Origin of the sequence: Pseudodesulfovibrio tunisiensis, assembly GCF_022809775.1 — a bacterium.
Taxonomy (GTDB): domain Bacteria; phylum Desulfobacterota; class Desulfovibrionia; order Desulfovibrionales; family Desulfovibrionaceae; genus Pseudodesulfovibrio; species Pseudodesulfovibrio tunisiensis.
This window is the reverse complement of record NZ_CP094380.1, coordinates 407,404-422,517: the sequence shown is the minus strand read 5'-3', so window position 1 is coordinate 422,517 and position 15,114 is coordinate 407,404. Positions and strand designations below refer to the sequence as shown.

Genomic DNA, 15,114 nt, shown 5'->3' with positions numbered 1-15,114 from the left:
CTCATCCAAGCAGAGTCGAAACGCCCGTTGCGAACACGTGTTCGCAACGGGCGTTTCGACTGGGGCTTCCAAGCTGTTCATCCCCCGAAAAAATCCGCCGTGCCTTGCAGCTTGTCGGCCACAGCCAGTATGGTCATGGCATAGCTTTCGGAGTGATTGTAGCGATACAGCACCTTGAGCCGGGCCGCCCGGTCCAGATTCCGTTTCCAGCCGTGCCGCTTGAGAAAATTCGCCATGCTGTGAATGGCGTCCTCGGAATGAAACAGGTCCACGCGACCGTCGCCGTTGCCGTCAACCCCGTAGTGCAGCGCGCTCGTGGGCATGAACTGGCACAGCCCGATCGCCCCGTACGGAGAGCAGGGAATCGTGTACGGGTCCTGAAGATTGCCTCTGGCATATTCGATGAGAGCCTGCAACTCCCTATAGGCCCAATCACCCTTCTGACGAGTCCTGCGCACCAGCCAGTCCCGAATCTCGGGATCGATTCCATCCGTGTCCACAAGATGCTCAATACGATCGAAATCCCCGCCGAGCGCCATGCTGGCCAGAATCTTCAGGCCATTGTCACTCCCCACCTGCAAGCCAAGCTTGGTTTCCACAATAAGCAGAGCTACCAGTACGGTGCGGGGAACGTCATACTTTTTTTCCGCGGCAAGCAACGTGCTCCGATGCTCCCGAAGATAGGCGTATCCCCCGGCTATGAGCATGGGGTTGAGATATCGATCCATGACCTCGGGCTCCGGCCCGGGGCCGGGTTGGACCGATGCGAGCTTGACGCGCAGCAACACGTTCATCTTTCGGGCCATGATGTCCGGGGCGAACGTGATGCCCCTGCGGGAAAACAGGCTCTCCGCGTACGGCTTTTCCAACCCGTCGGCCACAAGCCGATCGACCAGCGGCCTCCAAACACCGACGTCCCGCGCCTTTGCAGGACACGGGACGTTGATAATCATGATCATGGCGGCAAGGATGCCGAAGAAAAGGCGGAATCCCGCCCGAAACGCGACAGGCTCGGAACTGCTAGATCCTGTCCATGGGAACAAAAGCCATCTCCTCTTCAAAGGCCTGGTCCATTTTCCCGGCATACTTGCCAAGATCAAAGACCTTGCCGCAGGAAGGGCAGCGCAATGACACTTCGCGGCATCCCCGATGCGCATCCAGTTTCCTGCCACACTTGTCGCAGCGCATGGCTGCGGCCTGCCAGGTTCGTTTCCCCCTGAAGAGCATGGCTAGTTGGAAGTAACCAGAGCCGGGTTCTTTTCACCCATGGCCACGTACAGGGACGAAACCGCCGTGCCGTGGTCGGATAGTGCCTGCGACAGCAGAGCCTCAGCCTCGGTCAGACGGGCCTGAGCGTTCAGCACGTCCGTGTTGGTACCGACCTGAGCCTGATACCGGGCCACGGCCATGCGGTAGGCTTCGGCTGCGGCTTCCACGGATTTCTTGGCCACATTGATGCGGTCCGAAGCGGCCCTGATGTTCAACAGGGACTGCTTGACCTCGAATCCGGCATTCAGACGAAGATTGTCCAGTTCGGCCTCAAGCTGGGTTATGGTTTCGGCAACCCGCTTGTAGTCGTAGTAATCGGAACCCCATTCGAACACCTTCATGTTCATGTTCACGCCGAGGCTCCAGTATTCCTTGGCAGCGTGGGAATAGTGCTTCCCGCCGTCCAGCGAGGCGTCGTCGCCCTTCTTGTAGTAGTCGTAGTCGAAGCTCACGTCCGGATAGAAACTGCTGGCCGCAATCTTGGCGTCCTTTCTGGCAATGTCCACGGACTTTTCACCAATCATGAGATCGGGCCGGGCGGCATAGGCGCGGCGCAGGCATTCCTTGAGGTCCAGGCCGAAGGGAAACTGCTTGAGTTCGCCGACATAATCGACTTCGGCTTCCACGGGAATGTTCAGCAGCGTGTTGAGCTGGGCTTCCTGAATGGAGACATTGTTCTGCGCGATGAGCTGGGTCTGCTTGGCGTTGGCCAGATCGACCTCGGCATCCAGCACTTCGGCCTTGGGCTTCAGGCCCACTTCATAGAATGCGGAGATGACCTTGACCTGCGAATCCAGACGGGTAACCGAGTCCTCGGCGCTCTTCACATCCATGCGCGCCTTGAGCAACTGGAAGAAGGTGGACTGCACGTCCTTGATGACGGTCAGTTCCACATTGGTCAGTTTGGCTGCACTCTGGTCCTTGGTCAGTGCGGACTTCTGATAATCCGACAACAGGCTGAAGCCCTTGAAGATGGGCTGGGATACATTGACATGACCGGTCCACTGGTCGCGGTCATTCAGGTTGGTTATCTTGCGGTCATACTTCATGTATCCGTAATCACCGCTCACCGAAGGCAGAAAGGTTCCCACCTTGGATTTTTCACCAAAATCCGCCCCCTGCAACTGGGAACGGGCGGAAAGAATGGTCGGGTTGGCGTCCAGTGCGCGCGTGACGCACCGCTCCAGATCGAAACTTCCGCCATACCCGGCCTCGCCGGTTTCAGGGGAGGCCTCTTCCTGCGCCTGAGCGGCGAAGGAAAAACCGGCCACGACGAACAGTGCCAGCACAACAGCGACAAGCCGTTTCATCTGCATATTTCAGTTACCTCGAATCCTTGGCACGTTAAGTTGCACACGCAACGTTCAATCAGCCCTAATTAGCAGGAGACTCGGGACTCCGCAACCCCCAAAAAGGGTAAATCATTCATGAAGCAAGGCGCAATCCGAAGGATCGCCCTGCAACTTCTCCAATGTATGTTTCAACGTCGGCAGCAAAGGTTCCAGACATTCCCGCACGGCCTTGGGACTGCCCGGCATGTTGACAACGAGCGCATTGCCAAGGGTCCCGGCCACGGCCCGGGAAATCGCGCCATGCGGCGTCTTGGCCAGACTCGCGTTGGTCATGGCCCGTTCGTATCCGGGAAGGCGCTTTTCAATGACTGCCAATGTGGCTTCAGGGGTAATGTCTCTCGGTCCCACGCCGGTTCCGCCCGTGGTCATGATGATGTCGAATCCCTGTTCAAGCGCGAGTTCCACGAGCAATCCCTTGAGGCGGACCGGGTCGTCGGGCAGGATGTAGCCCTGCACGAGACTCAGCGGAAGCCGTTCGCGAACCAGTTCGCCGATGAGCGGTCCGGATTCGTCGGTACGCTTTCCGGCCGCGCCCTTGTCGCTCAGGGTGATCCAGGCCAATGCCGGCCCCTTGCGCAGCACCGGGGATCGATATTCTCCGGGCGCCACCTCCTGAAAGACTTCCGCGAGATACACGCGGACGGAAGCGGCTCCGCTTTCTCCGGGCCACCATTGGCGGGAAAGAATCCGCAGCACGCCCGGTTCCGAGGCTGCAAAACGCTGCCCGGGAAGCAGTTCCGGCGCATCATCCAAAAGGGTCACGCTCCCGGCCGGGCCCTTTGCCCGCTCCGGAAAAAGCCAGACGCGATCTCCATGGGAAAGAGGCTCATCAACACGAAAATGCAGTTCGCGATCCGTCATCAGAAAAACTCCTTGAAAAATCAGGCCAGAATCACGGCCAGAATTCCGGCGACAAACACGCCGCCGAACGTTCCTGCTCCGCCAATGGAAACAATCGGAGCAACGAGGGAATTGCGCCGTCCCGGCATGAGCAGAGGAATGACATTGCCGCCCAGCAGCGTCCCCATGGTACCGGCCACATAGGCAGTCACCGGACGCAGCGGTTCGGGCACGAAAACGGCCACGGTCAGCAGGGTAATGAGTGCGGGCACGACCAGCGGCACGCGAAAGCCGGTCAGGGGATCGGGGCGGGACACGGCAAAACATCCCCCGGCCACCAGCACGGCGGCAAACCCGATCCAGCCTCCCATGGCGACCAGACTGGTGCCGGTTTCGCCGGAAAGATGCAGTTTGAGCACAAAGGACAGGCTGAGCAGCAGAGGCATGACCATTCCGCCGAGATTCACGGCAAACATCTGCTTCCGAAGTTCGTTGGCAGGCTCCTGATCAAATCGGGGCTGCCCGAACTCGTTCATGCGCAACTGGAAGGTCGGCATTCTGGGGACCATGACCAGCCTTTCACTGGTGTACACCGGAATGTTCACGGTTCGTCCGAGCAGAATGGCTATGAATATGAGAATGCCCTGCCCCGGGGTCAGTCCGAGCCGTCCGAACGCTTCGGTCACGATGCTGACCGGGAGAAAAACAAAAAGGAAAAACATGGCGGCGAGAAACAGGATTGCCGCCAGGGTTCCGCCGGTGAAACTGAAATACGGTTGTCGCATCATTCCTCTCATAACGCCGGGAACTGTTGCCATTTCTCCGCAAACAGCCCTATACTGCCCACGGCTCACGTTGAAGTCGATAGCCCAAGGCGGCTTTGAAGTAAATCAGATAACGATTGAGGACTCAATGAAAGGCATCATTCTGGCTGGCGGTTCCGGCACGCGGCTGCATCCCCTGACCCTTGCCGTCAGCAAGCAGCTCCTGCCCGTGTACGACAAGCCCATGATATACTACCCCCTGTCCACGCTCATGCTGGCCGGCATTCGGGACATTCTGCTCATCTCCACTCCCACGGACCTGCCCCGCTTTCAACAGCTTCTCGGCGACGGTTCCCAGTTCGGCATTTCCCTGAACTACGCGGAGCAACCAAGTCCGGACGGTCTGGCACAGGCCTTTCTCATCGGCGAGGAATTCATCGGCACCGACACTGTCAGCCTGATCCTCGGGGACAACATCTACTATGGACACGGTCTGGGTCCCATGCTCAGGGAAGCCGCGGCCCTGAAAAAAGGCGGCAGGGTCTTCGCCTATGCGGTCAAGGACCCGGAGCGGTACGGCGTCGTGGAATTCGACAAGGACATGCGCGTGCTGTCCATCGAGGAGAAACCGGAAAAGCCCAAGTCGAAATATGCGGTCACCGGCTTGTATTTCTATGACAACGACGTGGTGGAAATTGCGCGCTCCATCAAGCCTTCCGCGCGCGGAGAGCTGGAGATCACGGACGTGAACAAGGCCTACCTGCAACGCGGCGATCTGGAAGTGCAGCTCATGTACCGGGGCTACGCTTGGCTGGACATGGGCACCCACGAATCCCTGCACGGGGCGGCAAGCTTTGTCCAATCCGTTCAGGAAAGACAGGGGAATGCCATCGCCTGTCTGGAGGAAGTGGCCTACCGCATGGGATACATCGACGCGACCCAGGTCCGCAAACTGGCCGCCCCTCTGAGCAAGAACAACTACGGCAAGTATCTGCTGAGCCTGATCGAGGAAGAATCCGCTTAGCAGGATAATGAAAAGGGGCCTTTCTCCGAAGAGAAAGGCCCCTTTTCAAAAAAAATGGCTCCACCGGAAAATGCACCACGTTCTAGTGGTGATCCTCCTGCATGGCCTCCCGAACCCGGATAAGACCGATGGTGATGATCCAGGCAAGGTAAATGAAAATAAGGGAAACGCCGACAAAACCGGCACCAGTGCTGTGCGCCATGCCGGAAAGCAGTTCACCAATCATGTTGTCCTCCTCGCTCATCCCGCTTTTGGGCTTCAAAAGATTTTTGCTTTTCTCCTCAAAACAGCAAAAAGTCAAGCCCCTTGACAGGAAAAGCCGACTCGAAAGTCCGCCCCGCGCTTGCCAACAGGGGAACTTCTGGCATATCAGTTCTTGCACAAACACCTTTGATTTCACCAACCCGGGGCAAAGCATGGGACTTTTCGACATCTTCAAAAAAATCTTTTCAAAATCCCAGAAAAAACATCCTGACACGCGGGCTTCCGGCAATGCCTCCGCCAAATCCGGAAAGAAAACGGCAAAACATTCCGGCAAAGGCAGAAAGAAGTCTCAGGAAATTTCGCTTGCCCCGACCGACAGCAAACACCGCAGGAAAAGCACTCGGATCAAGGCCGACCCCATTGATGAAAAGGCTCTGGGATTTTCCATTTCCCTCAAGGCCGAAGACGAACACGCCATCAAGCGCAATGCCATCAGGATACGAGTCAAGGGATTGCGCGTCCGGGTTCCGCGCCTGAAGGCCGTGTTTCCCGTGGCCGACATCAGCGCGACCGGGCTGGGCTTCAAATTCGAAAAGCCGAGAATCAAGAGCGGCGTCACACTGAAAATGGATTTGGCCGTGGGCAAGGAAATCCGAGCCAAAGGCGTGCTCTGCAAGGTACGCCGACACGAACGCGGCGTGGTGGGATGCGTATTCATGGATTTGGATAGAGCCCAGGATGATGCCGTGCACGCCATAGTGCTGCTCGGCCAGAAACAGCAGGCGGCCCGGCGGGCCAAACGCAGGGACGAGGAATTCAAACTGCCGGATTGATCATTCCGACTTCAGGCGACGGACCTCGCCGATGAAAACTTCCAGATCATTGGGTTGCCCGAGCTTGTGGTCTTCGGGATACAGCAAGGCACTCATGTAGAAGACGCTGCCCAGAGACAGCGCTGTCGAAGCGCTTGCGGAAAAATCTTCCAGCCGACGGCGAATGTCCTCACCAGACGCTTTTGAAACGGCATCGACAAGTCGCCCTGCGGAGCGAGGCAGACTCCTGAGCAATCCGGCCTTGCTCCGCATTGCCTTTTCGTACTTCTCCTGCCCTTCCGGGCCGTTGAGGAATTGTTCCCCCTCCTTCTCCAGATCACGAATCCTGCCAGCCTGCACTTCCAGAAATTCGACAAGATCGTCCAAGGCTTCCCTTGCCATGAGAACCTCCACATTTTGTGGACCACCATACCCGCCACAGAACTTTTTCGCAACAAAATCCAAGGCTCATCACCCATCCCCCACTAAAGGGAACCGCAGAGCCGGGCAAAGGTGCTGCACTCGTCGCGATTGACAAATGGACATGGTTCGCGACGAAACCACTGTCTCCGGGGACACCAGAAGACATCCTTGAACGGTTCGTTGCATCCGTTCCGGGTCAGCATTCTGCGCTTTCTGTCGCCAAACCGAATTTCGCCCTTCCGGATTTCGACTTTCCAAACCGACATGACGCCCCCCTTTGTCAATCATGTTGTCAGCACACCGTCATTTTCTCCTTTTTGTCAAAAATCGGGACTTCTCCCGTGTATTACACAATACTACAAGATATATGCCACGCAACCGCATTAGAAGAGCGACTCCGCTAAATTTTCTGGACATGCGGACAGATTGATTCTACCCAATGGCCTGCGACAAAAACTCATGTGACCACGGAGGATCGGGAAGTGAGTATCCTTTCCGCCAGCCTGGGGCTGACCCGGTATAGAATCATCGAGGACGTCCCTAGGGACTTATTGCAGGAAATACCTGAAAAACTGAAACAATTCAGCTTCATGGACATCGATGCCACTGCGGATGAACGCTCGTTCGGATGGACCAGCATCGACGACATGCTGGATACGCAATGGCTGCAGGCGCCGCCGGAAAAAGGCGAATTTTTCGCGTTTTCCCTGCGTCTGGACACTCGGCGCGTGCCCCCGGCCGTGCTCAAGAAGCACTACACCATTGCAGTGAATGCCGAAATGGCCCGCAACAAGGAGCAGGGCAAGGATTTCGTATCCCGGGACAGAAAACGGGAACTCAAGGAGCAGACCATGCTCAAGCTCCGGGCACGCACCTGGCCCATTCCCGCAGTCTTCGACGTGGTCTGGAACCCCGGGCAGAACCGCATCTACCTTTCCACAACCAACTCCAAGGTCCAGGCCCTGTTCGAAGACCACTTTTCCCTGACCTTCGACCTGAAGCTGGAACCTCTGACCCCGTTCTTTTTGGCCATGGACACGCTGGGAGAAGACGCGGCAGGCAGACTGGAAAATCTCGACCCCACGATTTTCGTATAAGGACGCATCATGGATTTGCAACTCGTTGAACGTGAAAACGTCCTGCTCGGCCAGGATTTCCTGACCTGGCTCTGGTACAAGACCGAAAGCGAAAACGCCCTGTTCGAAATCAAGGACAAACGCACCTTTTCCGTGAACATGGAGCAGCGCGTTTCTGTGCAGGGCGGTGATGGTGAAGGCGTGGAAACCGCCACGGTTTCCAGTCCGCGCGGCGAACTGACCGAAGCCAAGACCGGACTCAAGACCGGCAAGAAAGTCAACAAGGCCCAACTCCGTTTCGCGATGGATCAGGACGAATGGCTGATGCAGGTCAAGGCGGACGACTTCGGCCTGAGCGGCTTCAAGACTCCGAAAATCAACACCAAGGACGACGACGGCGACGATCCGGACTCCAAATTTCTGGAAAAGCTGTTCCTGCTCGAACGCGGTCTGGAAATGCTGGATGCGGTCTTCACCCGGTTTCTCGTGCTCAGGCTGAGCAGGGAGTGGACCGAAGAATCCGCAGCCGTAAAGCTCTGGATCAACGGCTAACCTAGCATGGCCACGCCCCTGCGAATAGCGTGTTTCGGCGACAGCCTGACGGAAGGGTACGGCCTGAATCCGGGTCAGGCCCTTCCGGCCGTGCTGGAACGCATGCTGAACGAACAGGGCGTTGCTGCTCGCTGTCTGAATTTCGGCGTATCCGGGGATACGGCCGGGGACGGCCTGCTCAGGTTGAACCGGGTTCTGTCCGCATCCCCGGACGCGGCCATCGTGGCCTTCGGAGCAAACGACTGTTTCGTACACGATCCGATTTCAGAAATCCGTAACAATCTCGACGCCATTCTCGATGCCTTTGCCAAACGCAATATTCCCGTGCTGCTGGTGGGCATCAAGGCCCTGACAGACGTTGGCCGGGAATACAAGCAGACATTCGACCGCATATTCGAGGAACTGGCCGATCAATACGCTGTCCCGCTTTTCCCGGACATCCTGTCACCCTACTTCGGCAATCCCCTGCTCAAGCTCATTGACGGCACGCATCCCAACGCGGCCGGAGTGGAAGCTCTGGCCCGCGCGCTTCTGCCTCACGTGTCCGAACTGACCCGCCAAGTTTCATCCTCTGCAAAAAACTGATCCCCCTCTCCCGGCTATACCGGTTCATCCCGAAAAAAACGATGCATCCAGACCGCAACACCGCCAACCACGACCAAAGCTCCGACAAACAGCAGCACAATCTCCCACGACACTCTGCCTTTTGCCAGCCCGGTCCAGAGCACATGCCCGCCTGAGGAAAGAAAAAAGCACTCCGGCACCATGGCAAGTACGGTCACGACCATGTACGTGGAAAAACGAACTGGAGTCAGCCCCAGCAGGGAACTGGCCAACGAATAGTGGACTACGGACATGAGCCGACTCACGGCCACGACCTTTGCGGGATGCTGCCCACTCAGTTGCATCATCCGGTCGTACACGGGGAAATCTCGAAACCGAAGCTCCAGCCGCTCGCGCAAGACATACCGGGCCAGAAGAAACGATCCGGCCCCACCAAGCGTCAGCCCGACAAGACAGTATACAGCCCCCCACAACCAACCGAACAGCACACCACATACGATCATGAACGGCGTCTGCGGCAGGAGCAGAACGCATGACAGCGCCGTGGCCGCAATGTACACGACCGGACCAAGCATGCCCTGATCCCGCACGAACGCCACCAGATCCGACGCCGCACCCTTCCCGTAATGTTCCAGACACCAGACCGCCACACCGACAGCGATCAACGCCGCAATGCCGAAAAACACCTTGCGCCACGTCGCGCGCCTGACACTTTCGCGCACCATGAATCCGCTCCCGATTGCATGCCGGGCTTGAACAAACCCGCTTTATACCCTAGCGTACCACTCGGATTTTCATACAGGTCCACTCTGTTCTTTTACGGTGATCAGACGAAAATTTGAAGGGAATTCCCCGCAGACCAAAGGAACGTTTCACGCATGCGCTACAAACTGCAACTCATGGACACGAATTTCGGCGTGGGCATGTTTGCGGCCGATCCGGCCCCGAACCTCAGCTTCAACGAGATGATCGACCACCTTCGCCAGCATCCCTTCGATACCTACATGCACGAATTCGTGCTGCGGAAATTCGGCGACTTCCGCACCCGCAAGCTGGCCAAACTCATCAAGGACGTCATGCGTGACAACTGCGAGTCCGATCCGATTCTGGGCGCCATCCTGTACGAAGCCGTGATCAGCCACCAGCGCCATGCGGAACTGCTCCCCCTGTTCGACGGCGTGGACCCGAATTTTCTGGCCGAGCACACCCCCACCATCCACATCAGGTCGCGCATGGTCGATGGGCAGAGCCTGCATCGCCAATGGACCCGAATCTTCGCCGACAATCTGTTCGACCATGCTCCCCTGCCCGCCCCGGACCAGACCGGGCTTGCCCCGCTCTTCGCGGAAAAGGAATTGGACAGCCTGGCTCCGGTGACCGCTGCGGACGTGCTTGCCCGGCTCAAGGACAAGCTCCCTGCCCCCAATCCCCGCCGTCCGCTTCAGGAAACCATTTCCCACGCTACCGAAGTGCTGGAAAAGGCGGACGCCTTTCTCGGACCGGCCATGGAGCATCGGGCTTCCCTGTCGCCCGTTGCCCGGCTTCGCCACTGGATGGTCAAAACCCGAGTGGACAACGGCAATCTTTCCAATTCCCTCGAAGGACTGCAAACCTGCTATGGGCGAGGACTGGATTCGGACACGGCCGAGGCATCCTATCTCATGGAACTGGCGGAACGCTTTTCCTCATATGCCAGCGTGGGAAACAAGGGTATCCTGAACCGCACACGCGAATATCCCCTGACTCTGGCCGCCCATGGCGAACTCGAACAGGAAGCGGTAAATCCTGCCGACATCCGGCTGGAGGTTCCCTATGCAGGCCAGCGCATCCACTGGTTCGAAGGCCACGGCCCGGATCAGGACGGCAATATCCGCCCCATCCTTGTCCCGGCACAATTCGTGTTCCTGTTCTGCAATCTGGACGAACCTTCCCTGTTCTCGGCTCTGGGTTCCACCGGCCTTGCCTCGGGCAACACTCTTGCCGAAGCCAAGGTCTCCGGCCTGACCGAAGTCATGGAACGCGACTGCGACGCCACGATTCCGTTCGACCCGACCCGCTGCTTCACGGTGACCACGGACGATCCGACCATCAACAAGCTGATGTTCAACTACCACATGCAGAACATCCATGCCTGGTTTCAGGACATGACCCCGGAATACGGTGTCCCCTGCTACAAGGCATTCGTAACCGGCCCGCACGGCGACGTGAACAAGGGCACAGGCTGCGACCTGAACGGCAAACGCGCCCTGATTTCAGCCATGACCGAAACCGCGTATCCGTGCCCCGGACCGCCCAGCGCACCTGTCCCCGAGGGCCTGCCCATCCGCCGTCTCGAAGACCTCCCCGATCTATCCGCAGGCAGCGCGGAAGGCGACCTCATGATTCTGGAACACACGCTTCTCGCCAACAACCTTTCCCCGGCCTACGCAGACCTGACCCGCCGCGACCTGAACATCCCGGTTGTCCGCGCCATGGTCCCGGGGCTGGAACTCATTGCAGATTTCGACCAGTATTCCCGGGTCAGCCCAAGACTGTTCCGCAATTACCTGAACATGTTCCGAGAATGACACCCCACACACAAACCCGTTGACGTGCCGCCAAGTTGCACGATACTGAAGGCACACCCCAAGCCCGGATGGCGGAACTGGTAGACGCAAGGGACTTAAAATCCCTCGGACTTCGGTCTGTGCGGGTTCGATTCCCGCTCCGGGTACCAAGGAAAAACAGGCACTTGCAGGATATTTCTGCAAGTGCCTTTTTCTTTGATTTTTGCCGTTCCCCACAATCTTCCCCATAATTTTCCTGAACGTGAAAAAAGTTGTAGAAAAGCTGATCACGTCAATCTCATACTCATGCGGGGAAAGCTCATGTCGAATTCGTCCGGAAAGTTGCGTGTGCCGTTCAATGTGAATCTCCGATTGAAAATAACCGCAAACGAGTGGAGCTTTATAGTTCTGATGGCACTCCTCTGGCTGTCCCTTGTGGGGGCTGTCTGCCTCGGGGAAAAAGCGTTTGTCAGTCCTGTTGCCAAAAAGGAGTTCCTATGGTTGCTGGTTGGTTCAGGGATATTGGTGGGAATTCTCACAGGAGCAGGCTGGCTTGTCTGTTTCGAAAGTTGCCTGAAGAAGGTGGACCAGCCGGACAGGCCCATTGGCGGGCTGGAATTGAAACAGCGGTGGCGTCACTTGAATGATCACGAAATCGGGCTGTTGATGCTGGGAGCGCGGTTCACTCTGTTCCTGCGTTGTCCCGGGACAAAAGTCGTTCGGAACGCCTCGAAATATTACAACGGGTCCATGTCCTTTGCCCGAATTTCGAAAATCCTGATTCAGGACCGCTACTTTTTCGATCTGGATGAAATCGAGACCTTTGAAAACGAATCCGGATTCTTCAGTCAGGCGGATCCCAAAAGGAATGTCGATCAGACCACGATTTCAAACCTGAAGCGAAACGTGGAAGAACTCAAGCAGTGGCCGATTCACACCGCGTATCTGCTCCTCAAAATGGTGACGGACCCAACCCCGAAGGAACGGTTTTCCCATAGAAAGCTGGAAGCCTGTTTCAAGGAGCTCCAGCAGGAACGGGAAATGACGTCCTTCCTCAAGGGCGGATTGTCCGCATCATATTTGAAGGACACATGGATAAAAGGTTTGCCCGAGGAATTTCGGGGACAGAGAAACATGGAAAAATGATGGGGATCACAGCCTGAAATCCGATTTTGTCGCTGTCCGCCGTTGTCGTATCGTGCAATCGTCAACTTGCTGAAAATATGTGTTTTTTGTTGCCCGGCTCCGTTTTGGCAAACGGAGCCGGGCATTTTTATGCGTAACGGATCAGTCAGGTGTCCTTGCTGACTCCGTCAAGCTCGCTACGGTTCCATGAAAACAAACCAAAGGAGATTGCTTTCATGGAAAGACTATTGGACACGAAGGAAGCTGCCGAGGTCTTGCGGGTAAGTGCCGGAACTCTGGAAGTGTGGCGATGCATCGGCAGGGGGCCGCGCTATTTCAAGATCGGGCGCAGGGTTCTGTACAAGCAGCATGACCTTGAGGAGTACGTCAATTCGTGCGGGGTGCGGCCTCTGGAATCCGAGATTCAGCAGGCCATGAAATCCGGAAACGGGCGGTAGGTCATGAAGCTGCTTCAGTTCAACGGGCGCAGCCTGCCCCTGGCTGCGGTCTTTTATGCAACCCACGGCATTCCGGTTTTCCCGTGTGCCGGGAAACGTCCGCTCACGCCTCACGGGTTCAAGGACGCGACAGCCGATCTCGGGCAGGTCCGAACGTGGTGGAAACAGCATCCGGAAGCCAACATGGGCACGCCCACGGGGCTGCACAGCTTCGTGCTGGACGTGGACCTGCCGGACGGCCCGGTTTCCCTTGCCCGGCTGGAAAAGGAATTCGGGCCGCTGCCCGACACATTGGAGCAAAGGACCGGCAGCGGCGGGCGGCACCTGTTTCTTGCCCTTCCGCAGGGAATCGACGTGCGCAACTCGGCCGGGAAACTCGGGCCGGGATTGGATATCCGGGGAAACGGCGGGTACGTCATCCTGCCTCCGTCCATTCATCCGAACGGCACTGCCTATGAATGGGTAAACGAGCTGGCCCCAGCTCCCGCGCCCGACTGGCTGATTCAAGCCATGACAACCAAGGCCGAATTGCCTTCGGACGGTCCGAATCCAAATCTGGGGCCGAAAGGCGCACGGAACGACACCCTGAATCGGCTCGCCTTTTCCTTTGGGCAGCAGGTTGCCAAGGGCGACATGCCGGACAAGGCCGCGCGACAGATTTTGAGCCAGAGCGCATGCAGCGCAGGCTTGGGAACCCGGGAGACCGAATCCACGATTCGCAGCGGTTTGGAGGCCGGACTCAAGGCAGCGAACCGGGAGGAGCGAAACAACCCCTTCAACAGTCTGGACGTGCACGGCTGGCCGACACCGCATCCGGCCATGTTTCACGGCTTTGCCGGGGAGTTCGCCCGGTTCGCCACCGTGCATTCCGAGGCCGATCCCGTGGCCGTGCTGGCAACCCTGCTTTGCCGGTTCGGCATCGAGGTGGGCCGCAAGCCGCACATGCTGGCCGGGGAGCCGCAATGCGCCCGGTTGAATGCGGTGCTTGTCGGCCAGAGTTCCAAGGCCAGAAAAGGCACGTCCGCGCGACCTGTCCGGGAACTGTTCCGCTTTCCGGAAACGGAATGGCTCACCTGCCGTTTTTCACCCGGTCCGCTTTCCAGCGGCGAGGGGCTTGTCTATGCGGTCCGCGATCCGCAGCAGGAATACATCATCGACAAACGCAACGGCAATGGCCGGGAAATGATGGTTGATCCGGGCGTGGACGACAAACGCCTTTTCGTTCTGGATCAGGAATTTGCCAGTGCGCTTTCCTGCACCCGGCGCGAGGGCAACACCCTGTCCACGATCATCCGCGCCCTGTTCGACGGGGACAAGATCGAGCCGTTGACCAAGACCAGCAAGCTCACCGCGACCGATCCGCATGTCGGCATTGTCACGCACGTCACCCTGCACGAGCTGCATCGGAAGCTGGACGCGACCGAGGCGCTGAACGGCTTTGCCAACCGGTTCCTCTGGCTGTGCGTTCGACGTCCCAAGCTGGTGGCGTTTCCGGAAGAGCTGTCGCAGGAAAAACTGCACCGATTCCGGACGCGGCTTCTCGGGTATCTGCAAACAGCACGGGATCGGGCGAGGCTGCGGTTCGACGATGCGGCCCGGAATCTGTGGGCCGAGATGTATCCGCAGGTTGCCACGGACCGGCCCGCGCTTCTGGGGTCCATCCTGAACCGGGCCGAAGTGTACGTGCGCAGACTGGCCCTGACCTATGCGCTTCTGGACGGTTCGGCCTGCGTGACTCTGGAACATCTGCGGGCCGCGCTGGATTTCTGGCGGTTCAACGAGGATTCCGCTGCCTTCATCTTTGGTGGTTTCGAATCCGATCCCGTGGAGCAGCGCATTGTGAACGCCCTTGCCGAGGCCGGCGGCTCGCTGGACACGACCGGCCTGTACAAGGTTTTTGGCAACCATCTTCCCAAGGCGCAACTGACCGTTGCCATGAACACCCTTTCCGCAGCCGGTAAAATCCGCATCGAGGAACGCAAGCCCGTCGGAGGGGGACGACCTGCAAGAATATTTCACCTAAGCGAAAATTGCGAAGAAACGAATTTACTCCCTTCGCCCGAATCCGAGTAAATTCGTAAATTCGCAAAATTCGCCTAGGTGAA

General features: G+C 57.8%; 18 protein-coding genes and 1 tRNA gene. 10 read left to right on the top strand and 9 right to left on the bottom strand.

Going from position 1 to position 15,114, the window contains the following annotated elements; genetic code table 11:
- Positions 1 to 77: 77 nt before the first annotated feature.
- The 5 genes from MPN23_RS02090 to MPN23_RS02070 form a co-directional block, all read right to left on the bottom strand.
- Positions 78 to 959: a lytic murein transglycosylase gene (locus tag MPN23_RS02090; protein WP_243545811.1), complete on the bottom strand. Its 882-nt coding sequence runs from the start codon at positions 957 to 959 to the stop codon at positions 78 to 80.
- A 61-nt stretch (positions 960 to 1,020) separates the two neighbouring features.
- The gene (locus tag MPN23_RS02085) at positions 1,021 to 1,227 is read right to left on the bottom strand and encodes a dual CXXC motif small (seleno)protein (RefSeq protein ID WP_279388690.1); all 207 of its coding nucleotides are present in this window, start codon (positions 1,225 to 1,227) and stop codon (positions 1,021 to 1,023) included.
- Between the two features lie 2 nt (positions 1,228 to 1,229).
- Complete coding sequence (locus tag MPN23_RS02080) at positions 1,230 to 2,585, bottom strand: TolC family protein (protein ID WP_243545809.1); 1,356 nt, start codon at positions 2,583 to 2,585, stop codon at positions 1,230 to 1,232.
- Between the two features lie 105 nt (positions 2,586 to 2,690).
- Complete coding sequence (locus tag MPN23_RS02075; protein ID WP_243545808.1) at positions 2,691 to 3,482, bottom strand: MogA/MoaB family molybdenum cofactor biosynthesis protein; 792 nt, start codon at positions 3,480 to 3,482, stop codon at positions 2,691 to 2,693.
- Positions 3,483 to 3,502: 20 nt separating this feature from the next.
- Positions 3,503 to 4,249 (bottom strand): DUF1614 domain-containing protein, encoded by a 747-nt coding sequence (locus tag MPN23_RS02070; RefSeq protein ID WP_243545807.1) that lies wholly within the window; start codon positions 4,247 to 4,249, stop codon positions 3,503 to 3,505.
- Between the two features lie 124 nt (positions 4,250 to 4,373).
- Here MPN23_RS02070 and rfbA point away from each other — a divergent pair, with 124 nt between their 5' ends.
- On the top strand, positions 4,374 to 5,249 hold the full coding sequence (rfbA, locus tag MPN23_RS02065) for a glucose-1-phosphate thymidylyltransferase RfbA (protein WP_243545806.1): 876 nt from the start codon (positions 4,374 to 4,376) through the stop codon (positions 5,247 to 5,249).
- An 82-nt stretch (positions 5,250 to 5,331) separates the two neighbouring features.
- On the opposite strand, the gene MPN23_RS02060 is transcribed toward rfbA, so the two are convergent.
- The gene (locus tag MPN23_RS02060) at positions 5,332 to 5,475 is read right to left on the bottom strand and encodes a hypothetical protein (protein ID WP_243545805.1); all 144 of its coding nucleotides are present in this window, start codon (positions 5,473 to 5,475) and stop codon (positions 5,332 to 5,334) included.
- Positions 5,476 to 5,665: 190 nt separating this feature from the next.
- On the opposite strand from MPN23_RS02060, the gene MPN23_RS02055 reads away from it, so the two are divergent.
- Positions 5,666 to 6,286 (top strand): PilZ domain-containing protein, encoded by a 621-nt coding sequence (locus MPN23_RS02055; protein WP_243545804.1) that lies wholly within the window; start codon positions 5,666 to 5,668, stop codon positions 6,284 to 6,286.
- Here MPN23_RS02055 and MPN23_RS02050 read toward each other — a convergent pair whose 3' ends face one another.
- Entirely contained in the window at positions 6,287 to 6,667 is a 381-nt protein-coding gene (locus tag MPN23_RS02050; RefSeq protein ID WP_243545803.1) for a hypothetical protein, read from the bottom strand.
- Positions 6,668 to 6,750: 83 nt separating this feature from the next.
- Positions 6,751 to 6,954 (bottom strand): hypothetical protein, encoded by a 204-nt coding sequence (locus MPN23_RS02045; protein ID WP_243545802.1) that lies wholly within the window; start codon positions 6,952 to 6,954, stop codon positions 6,751 to 6,753.
- Between the two features lie 216 nt (positions 6,955 to 7,170).
- Between MPN23_RS02045 and rdgC the strand changes: the two genes are divergently transcribed.
- From rdgC to MPN23_RS02030, 3 genes are read left to right on the top strand one after another with little or no spacing between them, the layout of a single operon-like run.
- Positions 7,171 to 7,785, top strand: coding sequence for a recombination-associated protein RdgC (gene rdgC / locus MPN23_RS02040; RefSeq protein ID WP_243545801.1), 615 nt, complete (start codon positions 7,171 to 7,173; stop codon positions 7,783 to 7,785).
- 9 nt (positions 7,786 to 7,794) lie between these two features.
- Positions 7,795 to 8,316 (top strand): hypothetical protein, encoded by a 522-nt coding sequence (locus MPN23_RS02035; protein WP_243545800.1) that lies wholly within the window; start codon positions 7,795 to 7,797, stop codon positions 8,314 to 8,316.
- 6 nt (positions 8,317 to 8,322) lie between these two features.
- Positions 8,323 to 8,901, top strand: coding sequence for an arylesterase (locus MPN23_RS02030; protein ID WP_243545799.1), 579 nt, complete (start codon positions 8,323 to 8,325; stop codon positions 8,899 to 8,901).
- Positions 8,902 to 8,915: 14 nt separating this feature from the next.
- Here MPN23_RS02030 and MPN23_RS02025 read toward each other — a convergent pair whose 3' ends face one another.
- Positions 8,916 to 9,605 (bottom strand): TVP38/TMEM64 family protein, encoded by a 690-nt coding sequence (locus MPN23_RS02025; RefSeq protein ID WP_243545798.1) that lies wholly within the window; start codon positions 9,603 to 9,605, stop codon positions 8,916 to 8,918.
- A 153-nt stretch (positions 9,606 to 9,758) separates the two neighbouring features.
- On the opposite strand from MPN23_RS02025, the gene MPN23_RS02020 reads away from it, so the two are divergent.
- The 5 genes from MPN23_RS02020 (at position 9,759) to MPN23_RS02000 (ending at position 15,082) form a co-directional block, all read left to right on the top strand.
- On the top strand, positions 9,759 to 11,447 hold the full coding sequence (locus MPN23_RS02020) for a YcaO-like family protein (RefSeq protein WP_243545797.1): 1,689 nt from the start codon (positions 9,759 to 9,761) through the stop codon (positions 11,445 to 11,447).
- Positions 11,448 to 11,509: 62 nt separating this feature from the next.
- Positions 11,510 to 11,596, top strand: a tRNA-Leu gene (locus MPN23_RS02015).
- A gap of 355 nt (positions 11,597 to 11,951) precedes the next feature.
- The gene (locus tag MPN23_RS02010; protein ID WP_243545796.1) at positions 11,952 to 12,572 is read left to right on the top strand and encodes a hypothetical protein; all 621 of its coding nucleotides are present in this window, start codon (positions 11,952 to 11,954) and stop codon (positions 12,570 to 12,572) included.
- Positions 12,573 to 12,787: 215 nt separating this feature from the next.
- The gene (locus tag MPN23_RS02005) at positions 12,788 to 13,009 is read left to right on the top strand and encodes a helix-turn-helix transcriptional regulator (protein ID WP_243545795.1); all 222 of its coding nucleotides are present in this window, start codon (positions 12,788 to 12,790) and stop codon (positions 13,007 to 13,009) included.
- Between the two features lie 3 nt (positions 13,010 to 13,012).
- Complete coding sequence (locus tag MPN23_RS02000) at positions 13,013 to 15,082, top strand: bifunctional DNA primase/polymerase (RefSeq protein ID WP_243545794.1); 2,070 nt, start codon at positions 13,013 to 13,015, stop codon at positions 15,080 to 15,082.
- The last annotated feature ends 32 nt before the right edge of the window (positions 15,083 to 15,114 follow it).